The following is a 22,445-nucleotide window of genomic DNA, read 5'->3' as shown; positions in this document are numbered from 1 at the left end:
TGTAGCCTGACTGTGCCGCGCAAGGCAAGAAATACAGGGCGCACATCCGCGCCCTTCTTGTTAGCGAGTGACTTCCACTTTCGCCAGTTTTTCGTAGTAGCATGCGAGCGCACTGTGATCGGCAGTACCCAATCCATCTGCGCGTAGCGCCTGCATCATCTCCATGACTGCTGCAGTCAGCGGCAACTGAGCGCCAACGCCATGAGAGGTATCCAGCGCGTTCGCCAGGTCTTTGATATGCAGGTCAATACGGAAACCTGGTTTAAAGTTGCGATCCATCACCATCGGCGCTTTCGCATCCAGCACGGTGCTGCCTGCCAGCCCGCCACGGATCGCCTGATACACCAGGTCCGGATTCACACCCGCTTTGGTCGCCAGCGTCAGCGCTTCAGACATCGCGGCAATGTTCAGCGCCACAATCACCTGATTCGCCAGCTTGGTGACGTTACCCGCGCCAATTTCACCGGTATGCACCACGGAGCCTGCCATCGCTTTCAGCAGATCGTAGTACTTGTCGAAAATCGCTTTATCGCCGCCGACCATCACCGACAACGTGCCGTCAATCGCTTTTGGCTCGCCGCCGCTGACCGGCGCATCCAGCATATCCACGCCTTTCGCTTTCAGCGCGTCGCTAATTTCACGGCTGGCCAACGGTGCAATGGAGCTCATGTCGATAAGCACTGTGCCCGGTTTCGCCCCTTCAATAATGCCGCCTTCACCCAGTGCCACTTCCTTAACATGCGGAGAGTTCGGCAGCATGGTGATGATCACATCACACTGCTCAGCGATATCTTTCGCCGTGGCGGCGGTTTCAGCGCCTGCGGCAATTACTTCCGCAATGGATTCCGGGTTACGGTCAGCAACCACCAGCGAGTAACCTGCCTTGAGGAGGTTTTTACTCATTGGTTTACCCATAATACCGAGGCCAATAAAACCAACTTTCATTGTCATGTCTTTATCTCTCTCTACTGTCGATGGTGGTTATTTCTTAAAAGAATCAGCCAGTTTCTGCGTGGCTGAACGGAACACGCCAAGGTCGCTGCCAACGGCAACAAACGTCGCGCCCCACTCCAGATAACGACGCGCATCCGCCTCTACCGGGGCCAGAATGCCGCTTGGTTTTCCGTGTGCTTTCGCGCGGGCAAAAATGTGCTGGATAGCTTTCTGCACATCAGGATGTGACGCATTGCCGAGGTGACCTAGCGCCGCGGCCAGATCGCTTGGTCCGACGAAGACACCGTCAACGCCTTCTGTCGCCGCGATTGCGTCAACGTTATCAACGCCCTGCTGACTTTCGATCTGCACGATGATGGTGATGTTCTTATTCGACTGCGCAAAGTAGTCCGGTACGGTGCCAAACATATTGGCGCGATGGGATACGGACACGCCGCGAATACCTTCCGGCGGATAGCGGGTCGACGCCACAGCGTTAACCGCTTCTTCTTCCGTCTCAACGAACGGGATCAGGAAGTTGTAAAACCCGATATCCAGCAGACGCTTGATAATTACCGGCTCGTTGGTTGGTACACGCACTACCGCCGCGCTGTCGCTGCCTTTCAGCGCCATCAATTGCGGAATAAACGTCGAGATATCATTCGGCGCATGTTCGCCATCCAGTACCAGCCAGTCAAAACCTGCCAGGCCTAAAACTTCGGTACTGATTGGGCTGGCCAATGCAGACCAGCAGCCAATCTGAATTTGTTGCGCCGCGAGGGCCGCTTTAAACTTATTCGGGAAAATCGTGTTATTCATCGCCTATACCTTTATTTATTTCTGCAATTCCATACGTTTAATGTCACCGACAATAAACAGGTAGCAAACCATTGCCATCAGCGCCGAGCACCCTACAAACATCAGCGCAGCATTAAATGAGTGCAGCTCGCTCACCAGATACCCAATCACCAGCGGGGTGACGATGGAAGCCACGTTGCCAAATACGTTAAATACCCCACCGCACAGACCGACAATCTCTTTCGGCGCGGTATCGGAAATCACCGGCCAACCCAGCGCACCGAAACCTTTACCGAAGAACGCCAGCGCCATCAGCGCCACCATAAGAGCGGTATTATCGGTGTAGTTACACAGAATAATGGTCGATGCGAGCAACATGCCGAGCACTATCGGCAGCTTACGCGCCAGGGTAATGCTGAAACCACGTTTAATCAGATAATCAGAGAACACGCCGCCGAGCACGCCACCGAAAAACCCACACAGTGCCGGAATCGAAGCCACCAGGCCCACTTTCAGAATCGACATACCTTTTTCCTGAACCAGGTAAATCGGGAACCAGGTGAGAAAAAACCAGGTAATTGTGTTGATAAAATACTGGCCAAAGAACACACCAAGCATCATACGGTTCGTGAGCAACTGCTTGATATAATGCAGTTTAGGACCACCTGACTTCACATCGCCCGGTTTTTTATGGTCCATATCCACGACCGCGCCGTTTTCAGAGATAAACTTCAACTCTTCTTGCGACATGCGTGGGTGATCGGTTGGGTTATGAATAAACTTTACCCACAGTCCGGTAAGCACAAAACCAATCACGCCCATCACGGTAAAGACGTGCTCCCAGCCCCAGGCGAAGGTCAGCCAGCCGAGCAGCGGGGAAAACAGCGCCAGGGAGAAATACTGTGCGGAGTTAAAAATCGCAGATGCCGTGCCGCGCTCTTTCGTTGGGAACCAGGCCGCCACGATACGGGCATTAGCCGGGAAGGATGGCGCTTCCGAGAAGCCCAGCATAAAGCGCATGATGAACATTGAAATACCCGCCCAGGCCAGCGGGAACATGTCCACAAAGCCCTGCAGGAAGGTAAACAGTGACCAGAAGAACAAACTGTAGGTGTAGACTTTCTTCGAGCCGAATTTATCCAGCAGCCAGCCGCCGGGGATTTGCATCAACAGGTAAGCCCAGCCGAAGGCTGAGAAAATGTAACCCATTGAGATGGCGCTGAGATGTAACTCTTTCGCCACTTCAGTTCCGGCAATAGACAGCGTCGCACGGTCCGCATAGTTAACGGCTGTAACAATAAATATTATCAGCAATATTAAATAACGGGTGTGCGTACTTTTCTTTTTCTCGACAACTGTATCCAATATCATTCTATTTACCTCGGGCACATAAAAGGTTTTTATTATTATTTTGTGGGTATTTCTCGTGATAAATTACCGATAATAAAAATAGATAATAATTTATCAGACGTTATGAAACCGTGATTTAGTATAATCATCAGCACAACGTTAATCATTGTGCAAGCGCTCATTAAATACACGTTATTAAATTAATGTTTTGGGCATATGCACACAAGCATGGGCGCTAATGCACACATTTACGTATTGCTACCACTGGTAACGCGGCCTTGCTGAGTTTAAGTGATCATCGTCACATTCTTCACGTTAAACTCCTGACATTCTTATTTCACGATACCGAATCTTTATTACTTACAATTAGATTCAAAATATAAATATCCACACTATTATCACCACCTTGTTGGAGAATACTGGACAATGGCCGACATCGAAATCAGACAAGAATCGCCAACGGCGTTTTATATTAAAGTTCACGAAACAGATAATGTGGCGATAATTGTCAATGACAATGGTCTGAAAGCCGGAACGCGTTTTCCGGACGGACTGGAACTCATTGAACATATTCCCCAGGGTCATAAAGTGGCGCTATTGGATATTCCTGTTCATGGCGAAATCGTGCGTTATGGCGAAGTGATAGGCTATGCCGTTCGCGATATCCCACGCGGCAGCTGGATTGATGAATCAATGGTTGAGCTGCCCAAAGCCCCGCCGCTGGAGACGCTGCCGCTGGCAACTAAAGTGCCAGAGCCGCTGCCGCCTCTTGAGGGTTATACCTTTGAAGGTTACCGCAATGCTGACGGTAGCGTTGGTACCAAAAATCTACTCGGTATCTCCACCAGCGTGCACTGCGTAGCGGGCGTGGTGGATTATGTGGTGAAAATCATTGAGCGCGATCTGCTGCCTAAATACCCGAACGTCGACGGTGTGGTGGGGCTCAATCATCTCTACGGCTGCGGCGTGGCGATCAATGCTCCAGCCGCCATCGTGCCGATTCGCACCATTCACAATATTGCGCTTAACCCAAATTTTGGCGGTGAAGTGATGGTCATCGGCCTCGGTTGCGAAAAACTGCAGCCAGAGCGGCTGCTGGAAGGCACGCACGACGTGAAAAGTATTCCGGTCGACAGCGCCAGTATCGTCAGCCTGCAGGATGAAAAGCACGTCGGCTTTCAATCGATGGTCACCGATATTCTGCAGGTGGCCGAACGTCACCTGGCAAAACTCAATCAGCGCCAACGTGAAACCTGCCCGGCTTCAGAACTGGTGGTCGGCATGCAGTGCGGCGGTAGCGATGCGTTCTCCGGCGTGACGGCCAACCCGGCGGTGGGTTATGCCTCCGACCTGTTAGTACGCTGCGGCGCGACCGTAATGTTCTCTGAAGTAACCGAAGTGCGCGATGCCATCCACCTTCTGACCCCACGTGCGATTAACGAAGAAGTAGGTAAACGCCTGCTCGAAGAGATGGCCTGGTACGATAACTACCTTGATATGGGCAAAACGGATCGCAGCGCTAACCCTTCTCCGGGCAACAAGAAAGGCGGCCTGGCAAACGTGGTGGAAAAGGCGCTGGGTTCAATTGCCAAGTCTGGCAAGAGCGCGATTGTCGAAGTATTGTCGCCGGGTCAGCGTCCAACCAAACGTGGCCTGATTTACGCTGCAACCCCCGCCAGTGATTTTGTTTGCGGTACACAGCAGGTCGCCTCCGGGATCACCGTGCAGGTGTTCACTACCGGTCGCGGTACGCCGTATGGCCTGATGGCCGTGCCGGTGATTAAAATGGCGACACGCACCGAGCTGGCCAACCGTTGGTTTGACCTGATGGACATTAACGCGGGCACCATCGCCACCGGAGAAGAAACCATTGAAGATGTGGGTCTGAAACTGTTCGAATTTATTCTCGACGTCGCCAGCGGGCGTAAGAAAACCTTCTCGGACCAGTGGGGACTGCATAACCAGCTGGCGGTGTTTAACCCGGCGCCAGTGACCTGATTATCGAAACGAAAGCCAACGAAAAAACGGGGATTTATCCCCGTTTTTTATGTCTATGTAACAACAAATAAAGTGATAACGTTCGCATTTTAAGAGGTTTTTTTAAACATCTGTTTTTTTCGATTCAAACCCACAAAATGAACCTAACAACATGAAATTAAACGAAATAATATCGCCATTGTTTTATGTTATATTTTCGTTTTGATAAAAGAGAAACCTACCGAAAGACGACCTTGTTTTAATGCGATAATCCCCTATTTTTTACCGCTTTGACTTTCTCCGATGTAAAACAGATTATTCATAGGCTCCTGTAATTTACCTCATAAGCATTCTGACCTGAATAAAGAGGGAAGTTATGTATACCCTGAATAAAAATAATGTCGCATTGGCCTGTCTTATTTCCTGTTTACTGGCAACTCCTGTCGTCGCAAGTGCTGAAGGCCAATCGGACGCAAAGCCTGTTAAATTACGCTACACGTTATGGGACCGTAATCAACTCCCTGGCGAACAACAGCTCGTTAATGAATTCGAAAAAAACAACCCTGGCATCAAAGTCGAAATTGAATTAACACCTTATGACCAATATTTTATCAAGCTAAGTTCAGCAGTCGGTGGAAATGTAGCACCGGATGTATTCTGGATGAATATGCCTAATTTCCAGCAATATGTTAAAAATGGCATGCTGGAACCACTGAGCAATTATCTGAAAGAGAAATCAGCGCCGAAACTGGATGATTTTGTTAAAAGCTCAGTCGATGCCTATCAATACCAGTCGCAGCAATATGCCATCCCAAGGGATATTGATGCAATTGCCGTCTGGTACAACAAAAAAATGTTCGATCAGGCTGGCGTGAGCTATCCCGATAAAAACTGGACATGGGACGATTTAAAACAAAAATCAGAGCAGTTGTGTAAAGGGCTGGATAAACAGTCTTATCCACTGGCAATGGAATTCAGCAGCGGACAGGACAGTTATTTTAACCTGCTATTACAGGCTGGCGATAAAATTGTCCTGCCTGAGGGCAAAACGGATGTTGCCAATGACAAAGCCATCGCCGTCTATCGCGATGTTCAAAGCATGCTGAACGCGGGACTAATCCAACCGCCAGGCGAGATGGAAGCCTCGGATGTCTTTCAGTCCAACCGGGTGGCCATGGTCTACGCGGGCTCATGGTGGGCATTACCCTTCTCTCAAAACGAGCTGATTAAAGATCACATCGGCGTGGTACCAATGCCTAAAATGGCAGAGCAGGCAGGTGTATCCCATAGCCTGGCATTTGCCATGTCAGCAAAAAGTCAGCATAAAGATGCGGCGTGGAAGTTCATTGAGTTCATGAGCTCTGAGCATGCGCAGCAGACGCTGGCTACGGGAAAAGTCGTGATCCCCGCCAACCAAAAAGTAGCCAAAGAGTGGGCTGAAGGCTTTAAGGGTATTGATGTTTCAGCCTATATAGATTCATTGGCTTTCTCACATAAATATCCAACCGCAGGCTCCAATACCGCCAAGTGGAATAGCATCCTGAATGATGGCTTGAAAAAAGTCTGGACGGGTACTGACCCAGAAAAAGTCATGCCTGGTGTTGCAAAACGCGTTGAACGAGAAATGCAGAAATAATCCTGAGGGAGCCATGCTCCCTCTCGCTTTCGCCCACGCAATATATTTTGGTTGCACAGTGAGCATCCCGGAGTCTGTATGAGCTATTCAGATGAAGCTGCATCCCCACAATTACCAGCCAGGGAAGTGCATAAAAAATCCCTGACCAAGCTGGAAAAAGAAGAACGCTTCTGGGGATGGATAATGATTATGCCGTTACTGGCGGGGTTAATTGTTTTTTACTTTACTCCATTCTTCCAGAACGTTTTTTATAGTTTCACCGACCTCGGCGAGTTTCAGATCTGGACGACGATCAGCTTAGATAACTATATTAATTTATTCAGCGATGATGAGTTTCGTTCAGCAATATATAACACCCTGGCCTATGTTTTTATTTGTGTACCGATAATCACCATTTTGTCATTACTGCTCGCAATTGGCCTGAATCAGGCGATTCGCGGTCAGTGGTTGTTTCGCACACTGTTATTTCTACCCGCGGTCACTATGCCTGCGGCCATTGCTATGGTCTGGCAGTGGTTGATGAACCGAAACTTCGGCTTAATTAATCAGATCCTGGCTTTTTTCGATCTTCCGGCCATCGGTTGGTTATCCGATCCCGATGTCGTCCGTCTGAGCGCCTCGTTGGTTATCATCTGGTCGGCTATTGCGCTGAAGATGATCATTCTGCTCGCTGGATTGCAGGGGATCCCCAAACAAATTTATGAAGCGATGTCGCTGGATGGCATCAGCAAATTGCGTGGATTCTGGTCTATTACCTTACCGCTAATGATCCCAACGCTGTTTTTCGTACTGGTGATCTCTTTTATCGAAACGCTGCAAATTTTCGATGTGGTTTATCTGCTGTTTGGCAGTTCATCCATGGTGGACGATCAGACGATGACCATCGCCTATCTCTTCTATAAATACGCCTTTATCTACCATGAAAAAGGGTATGCCTCAGCAATCGCCGTGGTGATTTTCGTTATCACGATGGTCCTGACGCTGCTGCAAATATGGATTGGTAAACGACTTAAAGCACAGTGAGGCACCACGATGTTCATGACAAAACGTGAAAAATGGCTAATTTACGGCCTGATGATCCTCGCGACGCTGGTAACGGTGGTTCCGTTTATCTGGATGATCATCACCTCTTTTAAAACCCAGGCAGAAAGCATCGCCTTTCCGCCGATACTGCTACCCGCCAACCCAGGGTTTCAGGCTTACGGTAAAATCTTGCATGAAATGCCTTTTGGCAGCTTTTACTTTAACTCGATCGTCTCCACGCTGGTCATCGTCATTTTGCAGACGCTGATTGCGGCAATGGCAGCGTACGGTTTCTCCCGACTGCGTTTCAAAGGACGAGATGTCCTGTTTATGCTGTGTATTTCAATTCTGATGGTGCCCGGTCAGATCTTTTTAATCCCACAGTTTTTAACCGTTGAAAAAATCGGTTTGCTGAACTCAATTCCTGGACTGGTGTTACCGGGTTTATTCAGCATATATAGCGCCTTTTTATTACGTCAGTTTTTTCTGTCAGTACCTAAAGAACTGGAAGAGGCAGCCATTATGGATGGGTATAACCATCTGACTATTTTCTTCAAAATTATGCTGCCATTAATTAAACCGGGACTGATTGCCTGCGTCATTATTAACGGACTGTGGAGCTGGAATAATTTAATGTGGCCGCTGATCGTCAACACCTCCATGGATAAAATGACATTACCAGTAGGATTAGCCTCACTTTCTGGCCGCTCAGGCGTGGAATATCCGATGTTAATGGCGGGCGCATTGCTGGCGATTATCCCGATGTTGTTACTTTATATCTTCTTCCAGCGCTATTTTATTCGCGGCATCGCTGGTGCCGGAATTAAAGGATAAGGGGCAGTGTTATGTCAGGTATTCAATTACAGGCAGTAAGCAAAGTCTATCCCAATGGCTTTCAGGCGATCCATGGCGTTGATCTTGAAATCCACGACGGCGAATTCATGGTGTTTGTCGGGCCATCAGGCTGCGCCAAATCAACGCTGCTACGCATGATTGCAGGTCTGGAAGATATCACTCATGGCCATATCGCAATCGGAGAGAAGTGCGTCAACGACCTGCTACCAAAGGAGCGAGGCGTTGCCATGGTCTTCCAGAATTATGCCCTCTATCCCCACATGACGATTTATAAAAATATGGCATTCAGTCTGTTAGGGAAAATGAGCAAAGAAGAGATTGATATCCGCGTCCGGGAAGCTGCACACAAGCTGGAAATCGAAACATTGCTCGACAAAAAGCCCGGTCAGCTTTCAGGCGGTCAATGCCAGCGAGTAGCCGTTGGCAGGGCCATCGTGCGTAAGCCAGACGTTTTTTTGTTTGATGAGCCGCTGTCCAACCTGGATGCAAAACTGCGTGTTTCAATGCGCGTGCGGCTGACAGAACTGCATCGACAACTGCGTCACGAAGGCGTGAGCGCAACCATGGTGTACGTCACGCACGATCAGATTGAAGCGATGACGATGGGAGACAGGATTTGCGTTCTAAATGGCGGTCGTATTATGCAGGTGGATACCCCAGGGAATATTTACCATCACCCCAGGAATAAATTTGTTGCTGGTTTTATTGGTAATCCGGCAATGAATATTATGCTGCTTGATATTGACCCCAGCACTCGTGGCCTGCGCCTGGCTGATAATTTAATCCTGCCATTAAATACGCGCTTGAGTAACCTACTGGAGCAATATCCGCACTCCAGCGTCTGGTTTGGCATCCGCTCAGAGGCCATTCAGTTAGCCTCGCAGCATGATGCCTCTGCGTTCGATGCGCACATTACCAACGTAGAAAGGATGGGCAACGAAGACCTTCTGCATTTTGATATTGGTGAGCAACATATGATCTTACGTATTAACTCCTCACCCGACTGGACCCCACTTCCCGGTGAATCTATCAAAGTGAAATTTAATCTGGATGCCGCCTTTTTGTTTGATAAAAAACATGAAGAAAATTTGGCCTGACCGTTATTCAGGCTAAGTAAAAAATGAGAGGTTTATATGTGTGCGAATAAAGTGACCGTATTAGTGGTAGGGGCTGGTGCGCGCGGAGAAATATATTCTCGCTATGCGCTTGAACATCCAGACAGAATGCAGGTGGTAGGCGTTGCCGAGCCCAGAGAGGCATACCGCCAGCAGTTTGTCGCACAGCATAAGATTGACCCAAATAACGTGTTTTGCGACTGGCAAGAAGCTGCGGCCCAACCCAAAATGGCCGATGTGGTACTTATTTGCACGCAGGATAATATGCACAAAGATCCTGCCGTGGCGTTTGCTAATCTCGGCTATCACATTCTGCTGGAAAAACCGCTCGCCCCTACGCCAGAAGATTGCCGGATCATTATTGATGCGGTCAAACGCAACAACGTATTACTGGCCGTCGCGCACGTCCTGCGTTACACCCGCTATACGCAAAAGCTGAAATCACTGCTTGATGATGGCGTAATTGGCGATATTGTCAGCATGCAGCATCTCGAACCCGTAGGTTACTGGCATCAGGCGCACTCGTTTGTACGTGGTAACTGGCGCAATGAAGCAGAATCGTCATTTATGTTGTTACAGAAATCCTGTCATGATTTGGACTGGATCCGCTACATCATGAGCGACAACTGCCAGGACGTAGGATCATTTGGTAGCCTGAGTCACTTTGTGAAAGAGAATCAGCCTGCTGGTGCCGCCGACCGCTGCCTTGATTGTCAGGTTGAATCAACCTGTCCCTGGTCTGCCTGCAAAATTTATCTGGGTGAAAACCACAAATGCACTCCACACTTCCGTCGGGTGCTGACTGCCGATCCTAGCGAAGAGAATGTTCGCCAGGCGCTGCGCGATGGGCCTTATGGTCGTTGTGTTTATCGTTGTGATAATGATGTGGTGGATCATCAGGTTGTTAACTTACGTTTTGCCCACCAGCAGACAGTGACCTTTACCATGACCGCGTTTACCAAAATGGAAGATCGAAAAACGCGCCTGTTTGGTACCAGAGGTTATCTGGAAGGCGATGGCGAGCAGATCCGGGTGTTTGATTTCCTGACAGACAAAGAAACAGTGCATCAGATCGAGGAGATCGCCGCTGGCACACAAACCCAGATGGGGGGGCATGGTGGTGGCGATTACTACCTGATGGATCGCTTCATCCACGCAGTGATGGCCAACGATCAAAATATGATCCTTTCTGGCCCGGATGAATCACTGGAAAGTCACTTAATGGTCTTTGCCGCAGAGCGCGCTCGCAAGGAAAACTGTCTGGTTACGCTGTGAAGCCGGAGGAGATGAGGCATGTTTTACGGTGTTGATATTGGTGGAACCAAAACTGAAATTGTCGCTTTTGATAAGGAAATGCAGGTTTGCTGGCGTAAGCGCGTCGCCACGCCAGTGCAGGATTATGAACTCTTTCTTTCGACCTTTACTTCACTTATTGATACCGCCGACTGGGCGACTGGAACGCAAGGAAAAATTGGCATCGGCATGCCCGGTCTTATGGACAGACATACCGGAAAATTACTGTCATCTAACGTGCCTTGCCTCACAGGACGCCAGGTGATGAACGATCTGGCCCACCGCCTCAATCGTTCGGTTGAACTGGACAATGACTGCTGCTGTTTTGCACTCTCGGAAGCCCATACCCAGCAGGCTCGCCAGTTCTCCCGAATTTTTGGTGCCATTATTGGCACCGGCATGGGTGGAGGGTTAGTCATTGACGGTCAGTTGTATCGGGGTCGCAACCGAATGGCCAGTGAGTTCGGCCATTTACCGCTTCCGGCAACGTTTATGCGTCGTTATCACTTGCCGGAGTTGAAGTGCGGCTGTGGCTTACAAGGGTGTCTGGAACGCTATCAATCCGGTCCTGGTTTACTGTGGCTCCACAAACACTTCAGTGGAGAACAACTCAAAATGGAGACCCTGCTGGAGCATTATCGTCATGGCAATGCCAGCGCCGTTACTACCATAGAAGCATGGATTGATATGTTGGGTTGTACGCTGGCGCAATTGCAGTTGATTCTGGATGTCGATGCTTTTGTTCTCGGCGGTGGAGTTTCCAACATCGAGGAAATTTATACGTTACTGCCGCAGGCCATGTCACGTTACTTGTTCCCGGGATTAGAGCCTGCCCGCGTATTCCCGGCCATCCATGGTGCATCCAGCGGGGTTCGCGGTGCCGCATTGCTGCTGGTTGAACAGGGTACGCTGACCCACTAAAACACTGCTGGCGAGAAAATCTCGCCAGCAGTTTCAGTTATTCATCCGCAATCACCACATCCACCCCAAGCTGGATTAACGTCCGGTGATAATTTTCAGGGATACCGCTGTCGGTAATCACCCGGTCAATCCCGCTGATTTCGCTAATCATACAGAAACTTTTGCGGCCAAACTTGCTGGAGTCAGCGACTACCGTGACCTCCTGCGCAACCTCACACATTACCTGATTCAGATGTGCTTCTCCCGGATGTGGCGTGGTAATCCCCGCTTCAAGGCAGAATCCATCAACGCCCAAAAAAAGCTTATCAAACCGGTATTGTCTGAGCTGGTGTTCTGCTGAAGGGCCATACAATGAATAGACGCTTTGCCTGACATTCCCTCCCAGGATCATGACGTCTACGCGCTCAAAATTCGCCAGTTCCCACGCAATGTTGAGCGCATTGGTCATCACCACCAGATCGCGGCGATTCTTTAACATTGGAGGAATGAGCGTGGTGGTCGAACCGGAATCGAGGATTAACGTGTCACCATCTTTCACAAAGCTGGCTGCTTTTTCGGCAATACGCGTTTTCACATCGCGATTCAGCCGGTCCTTATCCTGCAAAGGCCGGTCAAGGGCGAAGTGCTGATTGAGAACCGCACCGCCGTAGGAGCGCATGACGCATCCTTTCTGCTCCAGATAACGTAAGTCGTTGCGGATCGTGACCGATGACACACCAAAATGGACGCTCAGTGGCTCGACACGAACGCTACCCTGATCGCACAGCAGATCAATTATTTGCTCGCGACGTCTTAAGTTATCCAGCATTTCTATTGCTCCATCAAATATTCATGTTGTTTTGTTTTAGCGCTTTAGCACTTTCGTTTTCTTTTGAATATATTACATCAGAAGCAATAAGGTGAATTTGTGCGCACAGACTCAGCGTTTAATTTAACCAAAACTGACTATTTTCTTTCGTTTTAGCAAACCGAAACGAAGAAAACCGAAAAAATGAAAAGACTCAAAACGGGTAAGATGCGAGAAAGAGACGGGAAGCATGCAAAAAACGAAAGCGAGCTACTAAAAAAGCTCGCTTATGGTTTGTTTTTGTTTAATTGAATGGGATCACATTTTTGAATTTTAGAGCGGGACTACTCAACAATGATCACTTCAACACCGCTGCGGCGTAGTTCCTGCAAACTCTCCTCTGGGATACCTTCATCAACAATGATGGTATGGATCCTCTGGGTATCAATGATCTTATGCAGGCTGGAGCGGTTAAACTTCGTCGAGTCGGTAACAACAATAATACGTTCAGCCACTTCACACATCCGACGGTTGAGACGCGCTTCATCTTCGTTGTGCGTGCTAACACCACGCTCTAAATCAATAGCATCAACGCCAAGAAACAGCATGTCGAAGTGATAATTTTGTAGCGACTGCTCAGCCTGATCGCCATAAAACGATTGTGACTGACGACGCAAATGACCGCCGGTCATCAGCAGCTCAACCCCTTCGGCTTCCAGTAGCGCATTGGCGACATTCATACCGTTGGTCATAGCAATGACATTAGTATGCTGGCGCATAAGGCGGGCAATTTCATAGGTCGTGGTACCGGAGTCAAGGATCACGCGGTGTCCCGGTTGAATCAACTCTGCGGCGGCTCTGGCAATACTGCGTTTTACTGCCGTATTAAGTGAACTCTTATCTTCAACAGAAGGCTCCACAACAGGTGCATTGCTTTCGCAAATCAGCGCTCCGCCATAGGCACGTACCGCAATCCCCTGCTTTTCCAGAAAAGCGAGGTCGTTGCGAATAGTGACCGTGGAGACGCCAAAAAATAAGGAGAGATCGTTAACCTGAACGCTTCCCTGCTGCCGTAACCGCTGGATGATCTGCTCACGTCTTTCGCTGGTGCCAATAACGCGCTTGTCTGCAGAGGACTCGGTGTTACTCATAAGAAATCCTTTAGTTGAACCTTTCGTTTTATTTCGTTTTGTCTATTAACGCCTTTCTTTTGCGCGAATGCAAGCCCCGCAAGCAGGGAAGAGCCGGACGAACTTACGCTGAAACCTTTCATTGTGTTTCTTTTGTGAAACAGATCGGAAAACTATTATCTTTCGTTTTATTTTTATAACACCATGATGCAGTATTAAATGAAACAAAACGAAAGATTGATGTCGCAGTAATCTGACCTGGAGAGGAAAGTGAAACATCTAACTAAAATGGTCGAGCAGCATAAACGGGGGAAGGCAAATGGGATTTATGCCGTTTGTTCCGCGCATCCAATCGTACTGGAAGCCGCAATACGCTACGCCCATGCAAACCATACACCGCTGTTGATCGAAGCAACCTCTAATCAGGTTGACCAGTTTGGCGGCTATACAGGTATGACGCCAGCCGATTTTCGCAGTTTTGTCTGCCGATTAGCCGACTCGCTTGATTTTTCTCAGGATATGCTGATTCTCGGCGGAGACCATCTCGGGCCAAACCGTTGGCAAAATCTGCCTGCGGAACAGGCAATGGCCAATGCTGACGATCTGATCAAGAGCTATGTCGCCGCAGGCTTTAAAAAAATCCACCTCGATTGCAGCATGTCTTGTGCCAACGACCCGGTTCCACTGACGGATGAAATCGTCGCTGAGCGCGCCGCACGCCTGGCCAAAGTCGCCGAAGAAACCTGTATGGCACATTTTGGCGAGTCTGACCTGGTCTATGTGATTGGCACAGAAGTTCCGGTTCCTGGTGGCGCACACGAAGCGTTAACCGAACTGGCGGTAACAACGCCAGATGCCGCACGTGCAACGCTGCAGGCCCACTATCACGCCTTTGAAAAGCGCGGGCTGGAAGGTATATGGGCACGTATTATCGCCCTGGTCGTGCAACCTGGCGTTGAATTCGACCACACGCACATCATTGATTATCAACCGCAGAAAGCCGTGGCACTCAGCAAAATGGTGGAAGACTACGACACGCTGGTTTTTGAAGCGCATTCTACCGATTACCAAACGCCACAGTCCTTGCGCCAACTGGTGATAGACCACTTCGCTATTCTGAAAGTGGGACCCGCGCTTACCTTCGCCCTGCGCGAAGCGCTGTTTTCGTTAGCTGCCATTGAAGAAGAATTGCTGCCTGCAAAAGCCAGCTCAGGCCTGCGACATGTGCTGGAAAGCGTAATGCTTGATAGACCAGAGTACTGGCAGAGCCATTATCACGGTGATGGCAACGCACGCCGTCTGGCCCGTGGATACAGCTACTCTGATCGGGTTCGTTACTACTGGCCGGACAGCCAGATTGATGAAGCATTTGAACGTCTGGTACGTAACCTGGCGGACGACCCCATTCCACTACCGCTGATTAGCCAGTATTTACCTTTGCAGTACGTAAAAGTGCGCGAGGGAGATCTCAGCGCCACGCCGCGAGAACTCATCATTAACCATATTCAGGACATACTGCAGCAATATCACTGCGCCTGCCTAGGTGCTCCAGATCGTAACGCATAACAAAAAAGAGAAAAATACCATGCCAAACATTGTATTAAGTCGCATTGATGAACGTCTGATTCACGGTCAGGTTGGTGTGCAATGGGTCGGGTTTGCGGGGGCAAACCTGGTGCTGGTCGCTAATGATGAGGTGGCTGAAGATCCAGTGCAGCAAAACCTGATGGAAATGGTACTGGCAGAAGGGATCGCCGTACGCTTCTGGTCACTACAAAAAGTGATCGACAATATTCACCGTGCCGCCGATCGCCAGAAAATTCTGCTGGTCTGCAAATCGCCTGCGGATTTCTTCCGTCTGGTCGAAGGCGGTGTTCCTGTTAACCGTATCAACGTTGGCAATATGCACTACGCCAACGGCAAGCAACAAATCGCCAAAACGGTTTCTGTAGACGCTGCAGATATTACGGCGTTCAACGGGCTCAAAGCCGCTGGAGTGGAATGCTTCGTTCAGGGCGTTCCAACAGAACCCGCCCAGGACCTCTATAAACTTCTCTGAGGGATTCACAATGGAAATCAGTCTGTTGCAGGCTTTTGCGTTGGGTATTCTCGCCTTTATTGCAGGCCTGGATATGTTCAACGGGTTAACGCACATGCACCGCCCGGTTGTTCTCGGGCCGCTGGTCGGCCTGATTCTGGGCGATCTGCATACCGGTATTTTAACAGGTGGTACGCTGGAACTGGTGTGGATGGGTCTTGCCCCACTAGCGGGAGCTCAACCGCCAAACGTGATTATCGGCACTATCGTGGGAACCACGTTTGCCATAACGACCGGAGTGAAACCTGAAGTTGCCGTAGGTGTGGCGGTACCGTTCGCTGTAGCAGTACAGATGGGGATTACCTTCCTGTTCTCTGTGATGTCCGGGGTGATGGCTCGCTGCGATCGCATGGCAGCGAATGCCGATACCGCCGGGATTGAGAGGGTCAACTATCTGGCGTTGCTCGCGTTGGGGACCTTCTACTTTTTATGCGCGTTCCTGCCGATTTACTTTGGCGCGGAACATGCCAAAACCGCGATAGATGTTCTGCCAACGCGTCTGATTGACGGACTGGGTGTGGCAGGCGGCATCATGCCAGCTATCGGCTTCGCCGTACTGCTGAAAATCATGATGAAAAACGTCTATATCCCCTACTTCATCCTGGGTTTTGTAGCAGCAGCCTGGCTCAAACTCCCTGTGCTGGCGATCGCCGCCGCAGCACTGGCAATGGCGCTGATCGATTTTCTGCGTAAATCACCTGAACCTACAGCTCCCGCAGCACAAAAAGAGGAATTCGAAGATGGCATCTAATCAAACGGCTCTGCCGAACGTTTCCGAAACCGAAGAAACGCTGCTGTCCGGCACCAATGAAAACGTCTACGAAGACCAGAATATCGGTGCCGAGCTGACGAAAAAAGATATCAACCGTGTTGCCTGGCGTTCAATGCTGTTGCAGGCCTCTTTTAACTACGAACGTATGCAGGCATCAGGATGGCTGTACGGCCTGTTACCTGCTCTGAAAAAGATCCATACCAATAAGCGCGATCTGGCGCGTTCGATGAAAGGCCATATGGGCTTCTTCAACACGCACCCGTTCCTGGTCACGTTTGTTATCGGGATTATCCTGGCGATGGAACGCTCCAAGCAGGATGTGAACAGTATTCAAAGCACAAAGATTGCCGTGGGTGCGCCGCTTGGCGGCATCGGCGATGCCATGTTCTGGTTAACGTTACTGCCTATTTGCGGCGGTATCGGGGCCAGTCTGGCGCTGCAAGGCTCTATTCTTGGCGCAGTTGTCTTTATTGTTATGTTCAACGTGGTTCATCTTGGTCTGCGCTTTGGGCTGGCACACTATGCTTATCGAATGGGCGTTGCTGCCATTCCGCTGATTAAAGCTAACACCAAAAAGGTTGGACATGCGGCATCCATCGTAGGGATGACGGTGATCGGTGCGCTGGTAGCGACCTATGTTCGCCTGAGCACTACGCTGGAAATCACTGCTGGCGATGCGGTAGTGAAACTGCAAACAGACGTGATAGACAAGCTGATGCCTGCTTTTTTACCGCTGGTCTACACATTAACCATGTTCTGGCTGGTCCGCCGTGGCTGGAGTCCTCTGCGCCTTATCGCCATTACCGTGGTGCTCGGCGTCGTAGGTAAGTTCTGTCATTTCCTGTAAATATAAGGGGTTGTAGATGTTAGGTATTATTTTGACGGGTCATGGCGGGTTTGCCAGCGGAATGGAAAAAGCGATGAAACAGATTCTGGGTGAGCAGACTCAGTTCATTGCCATCGACTTTCCGGAAACCTCAACCACTGCCTTGCTCACCTCACAACTTGAGCAGGCGGTGGGTGAACTGGATGCGCAGCAAGACATCGTGTTTCTGACCGACCTGTTGGGTGGGACGCCATTTCGCGTCGCTTCCACGCTAGCCATGCAAAGGCAAGGTACTGAAGTGATCACCGGTACCAATCTACAACTGCTACTGGAGATGGTGCTGGAGCGCGACGACCTGAGCAGCGAAGCGTTTCGTTTGCAGGCGCTGGAGTGCGGGCACCGGGGTTTAACCAGCCTGGTGGACGAGCTGGGACGCTGCCGTGAGGAAAAGCCCGTTGAGGAAGGGATATGACACTGCTACTGCGCGCCAGACGTCTACTGACCGAACAGGGTTGGCTGGACGATCATCAATTGCATATTGAAGACGGTATCATTGCGGCAATAGAGCCAATTCCTTCCGGCGTTATGGTCCGCGATGCTGAACTGCTCTGTCCGGCATACATTGATACCCACGTACACGGGGGCGCGGGTGCCGATGTGATGGATGAAGCACCGGACACACTCGACAAACTGGCGATGCACAAAGCACGTGAAGGGGTAGCCAACTGGCTACCCACTACCGTCACCGCTCCATTACCGGATATTCACAAGGCGCTTGAGCGTATCGCCCATCGCTACCATTCCGGAGGGCCAGGCGCACAGGTGCTGGGCAGTTATCTTGAAGGCCCGTACTTTACGCCGCAGAACAAAGGGGCGCACCCGCCTGAGCTTTTCAGAGAACTGGAACTCAGTGAACTGGATGAACTGATTGCGATTTCCCAGCAAACATTGCGCGTCGTTGCGCTGGCACCAGAAAAAACCGGTGCATTGCAGGCCATCGAACATCTGAAGCAGCGCAACGTACGGGTGATGCTGGGACACAGTGCAGCTACCTGGGAACAAACCCGCGCAGCCTTTGACGCCGGCGCTGACGGACTGGTTCACTGCTATAACGGTATGACCGGTTTACATCATCGGGAGCCAGGAATGGTTGGCGCAGGGTTAACCGACCCTCGCGCCTGGCTGGAACTTATCGCTGACGGACACCATGTCCACCCGGCAGCCATGAAACTCTGCTGCTGTTGCGCCAAAGACAGGCTGGTGCTGATCACCGATGCCATGCAGGCTGCAGGAATGCCAGACGGACGCTATACACTCTGCGGTGAGGAGGTGGAAATGCACAGTGGTATTGTGCGTACCGCTTCCGGTGGCCTGGCTGGTAGCACGCTCTCGGTTGACGCAGCCGTACGTAATATGGTCGAGCTCACCGGGATAACGGCAGAAGAGGCAATTCATATGGCCTCTCTCCACCCCGCACGTCTGTTGGGTATCGATCGCCAACTGGGATCGTTAGCAGTGGGAAAACGTGCAGACGCGATCGCGCTCAATAGCGGGCTACATTTACAACAGATCTGGATTCAGGGTCAGGCTCTCCCCCTTTGACCTTTCATTTTGTCTCGTGTTGGCCTGCGGTCTTCGATCGCAAGGCCTTTCTTTTCCTTTCGCTTGAGTAAATACCTAACCATCCTACAACAAGCCTACTTCTTATAGATCAATAAGATAACCACACCTTTCGTTCTCACGATCACAAATTTCGTTTTATTTCCTTTTGGATTATTGCTCTTTCGATTTCTTTCCTATAGATTTTAATCAATCGACAAGATGAACAAGTGAAACGAAACGAAAGATAGCGACATTCTCGCCAGCGTCTTATGTGGAATTTACAAGACTAAGGACTTAAGTTATGCCAGAAACCTATACCCCTGTTACCGCGGTAACGGGCACCTGGACCGAAGAAGAGATCCGTCAACAACCTGCCAGTTGGATCCGTTCCCTTACGAATATCGACAACATTCGATCTGCCATTGACAGCTTTCTCGCACCATTACTGCGCAAAAACGATCTGCGGATCATACTGACCGGGGCTGGAACATCAGCATTCATTGGCGACATCATCGCCCCCTGGCTGGCAAGCTATACCGGTAAAAACATCAGCGCTGTGCCGACCACCGATCTGGTCACCAATCCGATGGATTACCTGAATCCCGCACATCCGCTGCTGCTCATTTCTTTCGCTCGCTCAGGTAACAGCCCTGAAAGCGTTGCAGCAGTGGAACTGGCTAATCAGTTTGTGCCTGAGTGTTATCACCTGCCGATCACCTGCAACGAAGCAGGTAGCCTCTATCAAAACGCAGTTGCAAGCGACAATGCCTTTGCTCTGTTAATGCCCGCAGAGACACATGACCGTGGCTTCGCGATGACCAGCAGCATTACCACCATGATGGCCAGCTGCCTGGCAGTATTTGCCCCAGAGAAAATCAACAGCCAGACCTTCCGTGACGTGGCCGATCGGTGCCAGGCGATTCTGACTTCGCTGGGCGATTTCAGCGACGGTGTATTTGGCAATGAACCCTGGAAACGGATCGTTTACCTCGGTAGCGGTGGATTACAGGGAGCAGCGCGGGAATCGGCACTGAAAGTCCTGGAGCTGACTGCAGGCAAACTGGCCGCATTCTATGACTCCCCGACAGGCTTTCGTCACGGTCCAAAGTCACTGGTTGATAACGAAACGCTGGTAGTGGTCTTTGTTTCCAGCCATCCGTATACACGTCAATACGATCTCGATCTGCTGGCAGAGTTACGCCGCGATCGGCAGGCATTGCGGGTTGTCGCGATTGCCGCACAAACCCATGAGGTGATTGAAGCAGGCCCACATATTCTGCTGCCGCCAGCACGCTCTTTCATCGATATGGAATTGGCGTTCTGCTTCCTGATCTACGCCCAGGTTTTTGCTTTGACGCAATCCATCAATATCGGCAATACACCGGATACGCCTTCTGCCAGCGGCACTGTGAACCGCGTTGTACAGGGCGTTGTTATTCATCCCTGGAACGCCTAAAAGGATCGTTTTATGAGCATTATTTCCACGAAATACCTCCTGCTGGATGCCCAAAAAAAGGGTTATGCCGTACCTGCCTTTAACATTCATAACGCCGAGACGATCCAGGCGATCCTTGAAGTGTGCTATGAAATGCAATCGCCGGTGATCCTGGCAGGAACGCCGGGTACCTTTAAGCATATCGCGCTAGAAGAGATCTACGCGCTGTGCAGCGCTTATTCCACCAGCTACGGTATACCGCTGGCGCTGCACCTCGATCACCATGAGTCGCTGGACGACATTCGTCGTAAAGTGAATGCAGGAGTGCGCAGCGCAATGATTGACGGCAGCCACTTTCCGTTTGAAGAAAACGTGAAGCTGGTGAAATCCGTTGTGGATTTTTGCCATGCCAAAGATTGCAGCGTGGAAGCTGAGCTGGGTCGCCTCGGTGGCGTAGAAGATGATATGAGTGTGGATGCAGAAAGCGCCTTCCTCACCGATCCACAAGAAGCTAAACGGTTTGTTGAGCGTACTGGCGTAGATAGCCTTGCTGTTGCCATCGGCACAGCACACGGTTTGTACACCAAGACGCCCAAAATCGATTTCCAGCGGCTGGGTGAAATTCGTGAGGTAGTCGACGTTCCGCTGGTGCTACATGGCGCAAGTGATGTCCCTGACGAATACGTCCGCCGCACGATCGAGCTTGGCGTTTGCAAAGTTAACGTCGCGACCGAACTGAAAATCGCTTTTGCCGATGCGGTCAAAGCGTGGTTTGCGGAGAATCCGCAGGGCAACGATCCTCGCTATTACATGCGGGTCGGTATGGATGCGATGAAAGAAGTGGTGCGTAGCAAAATCACTGTATGCGGGTCAGCAAACCGCTTATTAATCAGTGAAACTGCCGCTCAGTCTTAAGCACTGTGTTAGCTAATGGCCATACCCTTGTCGGTTTGGCCATCAGCAATCGGGCTTACTCTCCCTGCTGTTCCAGCGCGTGCTTATACAACGCATTCTTTTTCACGCCATGGATTTCAGCAGCCAGCGCGGCGGCCTTTTTCAGCGGCAGTTCTGCCTGCAATAAGGCCAGCGTACGCAGCGCATCAGCCGGGAGGTCATCTTCTTGCGCTTTATGCCCTTCGACAATCAGCACCATTTCGCCCTTACGACGGTTTTCATCTTCCTTGACCCACGCCAGCAGTTCGCCAACCGGTGCGCCGTGAATAGTTTCCCAGGTTTTGGTCAGCTCGCGCGCCAGTACCACGTAACGGGATTCGCCCCAGACGGCAACCATGTCTTCCAGGCTATCCAGCAAGCGGTGGGTAGATTCATAAAAAATAAGCGTACGCGGCTCGGCCTCAATGGCTTTCATCGCATCACGACGCCCTTTCGATTTGGCAGGCAGAAATCCTTCATAGCAAAAACGGTCTGAAGGCAGGCCTGCAGCGCTCAGGGCAGCAATCGCCGCACAAGGACCAGGCAGGGGAACAACGCGAATCCCTGCTTCACGACAGGTACGCACCAGATGGTAGCCAGGATCGTTAATCAGCGGCGTTCCGGCATCGGAAACCAGCGCAATGTTTTGTCCTTCTTTGAGCTTCGCGACCAGCGTTTCAGCCTTTTGCTGCTCGTTGTGGTCATGTAGCGCGAACAGACGCGCGTTAATCGCGAAGTGTTGTAACAATAATCCTGTATGACGAGTGTCTTCAGCGGCAATCAAATCAACGGCTTGTAAAACTTCGAGCGCTCGTTGGGTAATATCAGCCAAATTTCCTATAGGAGTAGGTACAATAAAGAGTTGGCCTTGAGAATTATCCGCCGATTCGTGTTGTTTCATTGTGTCGTCCGTATTGCCGATTTAATATTGAGCATTGAGTAAAAAAATATCACTGGATAC

General features: G+C 50.4%; 21 protein-coding genes. 15 read left to right on the top strand and 6 right to left on the bottom strand.

The features are described from left to right. Positions 1–60: 60 nt before the first annotated feature. The 3 genes from garR to garP are packed head-to-tail and all read right to left on the bottom strand — an operon-like array spanning position 61 to position 3,102. Positions 61–951: a 2-hydroxy-3-oxopropionate reductase gene (garR, locus tag C2U43_RS03440; protein WP_003828600.1), complete on the bottom strand. Its 891-nt coding sequence runs from the start codon at positions 949–951 to the stop codon at positions 61–63. 30 nt (positions 952–981) lie between these two features. Next, positions 982–1,752 (bottom strand): 2-dehydro-3-deoxyglucarate aldolase, encoded by a 771-nt coding sequence (garL, locus tag C2U43_RS03435; RefSeq protein WP_008785889.1) that lies wholly within the window; start codon positions 1,750–1,752, stop codon positions 982–984. A gap of 15 nt (positions 1,753–1,767) precedes the next feature. Further along, positions 1,768–3,102, bottom strand: coding sequence for a galactarate/glucarate/glycerate transporter GarP (gene garP / locus C2U43_RS03430; RefSeq protein ID WP_103284678.1), 1,335 nt, complete (start codon positions 3,100–3,102; stop codon positions 1,768–1,770). Between the two features lie 405 nt (positions 3,103–3,507). Here garP and garD point away from each other — a divergent pair, with 405 nt between their 5' ends. The 7 genes from garD to C2U43_RS03390 all read left to right on the top strand — a co-directional run bounded on the left by garD (position 3,508) and on the right by C2U43_RS03390 (position 11,901). After that, positions 3,508–5,079 carry a galactarate dehydratase gene (garD, locus tag C2U43_RS03420; RefSeq protein ID WP_057067637.1) on the top strand — a complete coding sequence of 524 codons (1,572 nt, stop codon included), beginning with the start codon at positions 3,508–3,510 and terminating at the stop codon, positions 5,077–5,079. 355 nt (positions 5,080–5,434) lie between these two features. Next, positions 5,435–6,694: an ABC transporter substrate-binding protein gene (locus C2U43_RS03415; RefSeq protein WP_103284677.1), complete on the top strand. Its 1,260-nt coding sequence runs from the start codon at positions 5,435–5,437 to the stop codon at positions 6,692–6,694. A 78-nt stretch (positions 6,695–6,772) separates the two neighbouring features. After that, positions 6,773–7,717 carry a carbohydrate ABC transporter permease gene (locus C2U43_RS03410; protein WP_048215478.1) on the top strand — a complete coding sequence of 315 codons (945 nt, stop codon included), beginning with the start codon at positions 6,773–6,775 and terminating at the stop codon, positions 7,715–7,717. A gap of 9 nt (positions 7,718–7,726) precedes the next feature. Then, complete coding sequence (locus tag C2U43_RS03405; protein ID WP_003024907.1) at positions 7,727–8,551, top strand: carbohydrate ABC transporter permease; 825 nt, start codon at positions 7,727–7,729, stop codon at positions 8,549–8,551. A gap of 11 nt (positions 8,552–8,562) precedes the next feature. Beyond that, positions 8,563–9,669 (top strand): ABC transporter ATP-binding protein, encoded by a 1,107-nt coding sequence (locus C2U43_RS03400; RefSeq protein ID WP_008785894.1) that lies wholly within the window; start codon positions 8,563–8,565, stop codon positions 9,667–9,669. A 36-nt stretch (positions 9,670–9,705) separates the two neighbouring features. Next, positions 9,706–10,962 (top strand): Gfo/Idh/MocA family protein, encoded by a 1,257-nt coding sequence (locus C2U43_RS03395; protein ID WP_048236827.1) that lies wholly within the window; start codon positions 9,706–9,708, stop codon positions 10,960–10,962. A gap of 18 nt (positions 10,963–10,980) precedes the next feature. Continuing rightward, positions 10,981–11,901 (top strand): ROK family protein, encoded by a 921-nt coding sequence (locus tag C2U43_RS03390; protein WP_008785896.1) that lies wholly within the window; start codon positions 10,981–10,983, stop codon positions 11,899–11,901. A gap of 37 nt (positions 11,902–11,938) precedes the next feature. On the opposite strand, the gene agaR is transcribed toward C2U43_RS03390, so the two are convergent. After that, positions 11,939–12,709 carry a transcriptional repressor AgaR gene (gene agaR, locus C2U43_RS03385; protein ID WP_003024920.1) on the bottom strand — a complete coding sequence of 257 codons (771 nt, stop codon included), beginning with the start codon at positions 12,707–12,709 and terminating at the stop codon, positions 11,939–11,941. A 323-nt stretch (positions 12,710–13,032) separates the two neighbouring features. Then, positions 13,033–13,839 (bottom strand): DeoR family transcriptional regulator, encoded by an 807-nt coding sequence (locus C2U43_RS03380; RefSeq protein ID WP_003024922.1) that lies wholly within the window; start codon positions 13,837–13,839, stop codon positions 13,033–13,035. A 249-nt stretch (positions 13,840–14,088) separates the two neighbouring features. Between C2U43_RS03380 and kbaZ the strand changes: the two genes are divergently transcribed. The 8 genes from kbaZ (at position 14,089) to kbaY (ending at position 21,466) form a co-directional block, all read left to right on the top strand. Beyond that, positions 14,089–15,384, top strand: a complete 1,296-nt coding sequence (gene kbaZ / locus C2U43_RS03375) for a tagatose-bisphosphate aldolase subunit KbaZ (protein WP_020996349.1) — start codon at positions 14,089–14,091, stop codon at positions 15,382–15,384. Positions 15,385–15,403: 19 nt separating this feature from the next. Next, complete coding sequence (gene agaV / locus C2U43_RS03370; RefSeq protein ID WP_003024925.1) at positions 15,404–15,877, top strand: PTS N-acetylgalactosamine transporter subunit IIB; 474 nt, start codon at positions 15,404–15,406, stop codon at positions 15,875–15,877. A 10-nt stretch (positions 15,878–15,887) separates the two neighbouring features. Further along, positions 15,888–16,667 (top strand): PTS N-acetylgalactosamine transporter subunit IIC, encoded by a 780-nt coding sequence (gene agaW, locus C2U43_RS03365; RefSeq protein ID WP_003839998.1) that lies wholly within the window; start codon positions 15,888–15,890, stop codon positions 16,665–16,667. After that, positions 16,657–17,535 (top strand): PTS N-acetylgalactosamine transporter subunit IID, encoded by an 879-nt coding sequence (agaE, locus tag C2U43_RS03360; RefSeq protein ID WP_003024929.1) that lies wholly within the window; start codon positions 16,657–16,659, stop codon positions 17,533–17,535. The genes agaW and agaE overlap by 11 nt, the downstream gene beginning before the upstream one ends. A 16-nt stretch (positions 17,536–17,551) precedes the next feature. Continuing rightward, positions 17,552–17,986: a PTS galactosamine/N-acetylgalactosamine transporter subunit IIA gene (gene agaF / locus C2U43_RS03355; RefSeq protein ID WP_008785899.1), complete on the top strand. Its 435-nt coding sequence runs from the start codon at positions 17,552–17,554 to the stop codon at positions 17,984–17,986. Beyond that, complete coding sequence (gene nagA / locus C2U43_RS03350) at positions 17,983–19,116, top strand: N-acetylglucosamine-6-phosphate deacetylase (RefSeq protein ID WP_103284676.1); 1,134 nt, start codon at positions 17,983–17,985, stop codon at positions 19,114–19,116. Before agaF ends, nagA begins: the two co-directional genes overlap by 4 nt. 301 nt (positions 19,117–19,417) lie before the next feature. Then, positions 19,418–20,572 carry an AgaS family sugar isomerase gene (locus C2U43_RS03345; RefSeq protein ID WP_048215474.1) on the top strand — a complete coding sequence of 385 codons (1,155 nt, stop codon included), beginning with the start codon at positions 19,418–19,420 and terminating at the stop codon, positions 20,570–20,572. A gap of 12 nt (positions 20,573–20,584) precedes the next feature. After that, positions 20,585–21,466: a tagatose-bisphosphate aldolase subunit KbaY gene (gene kbaY, locus C2U43_RS03340; protein ID WP_016151042.1), complete on the top strand. Its 882-nt coding sequence runs from the start codon at positions 20,585–20,587 to the stop codon at positions 21,464–21,466. Positions 21,467–21,521: 55 nt separating this feature from the next. Here kbaY and rsmI read toward each other — a convergent pair whose 3' ends face one another. Then, positions 21,522–22,385: a 16S rRNA (cytidine(1402)-2'-O)-methyltransferase gene (gene rsmI / locus C2U43_RS03335; RefSeq protein ID WP_003024942.1), complete on the bottom strand. Its 864-nt coding sequence runs from the start codon at positions 22,383–22,385 to the stop codon at positions 21,522–21,524. Positions 22,386–22,445: the final 60 nt, after the last annotated feature.

This window comes from Citrobacter freundii complex sp. CFNIH9, assembly GCF_002903305.1.
In the GTDB taxonomy this organism is placed as follows: domain Bacteria; phylum Pseudomonadota; class Gammaproteobacteria; order Enterobacterales; family Enterobacteriaceae; genus Citrobacter; species Citrobacter portucalensis.
The sequence above is the reverse complement of the archived record's forward strand: the minus strand, read 5'-3'. Positions and strand labels throughout refer to the sequence as shown.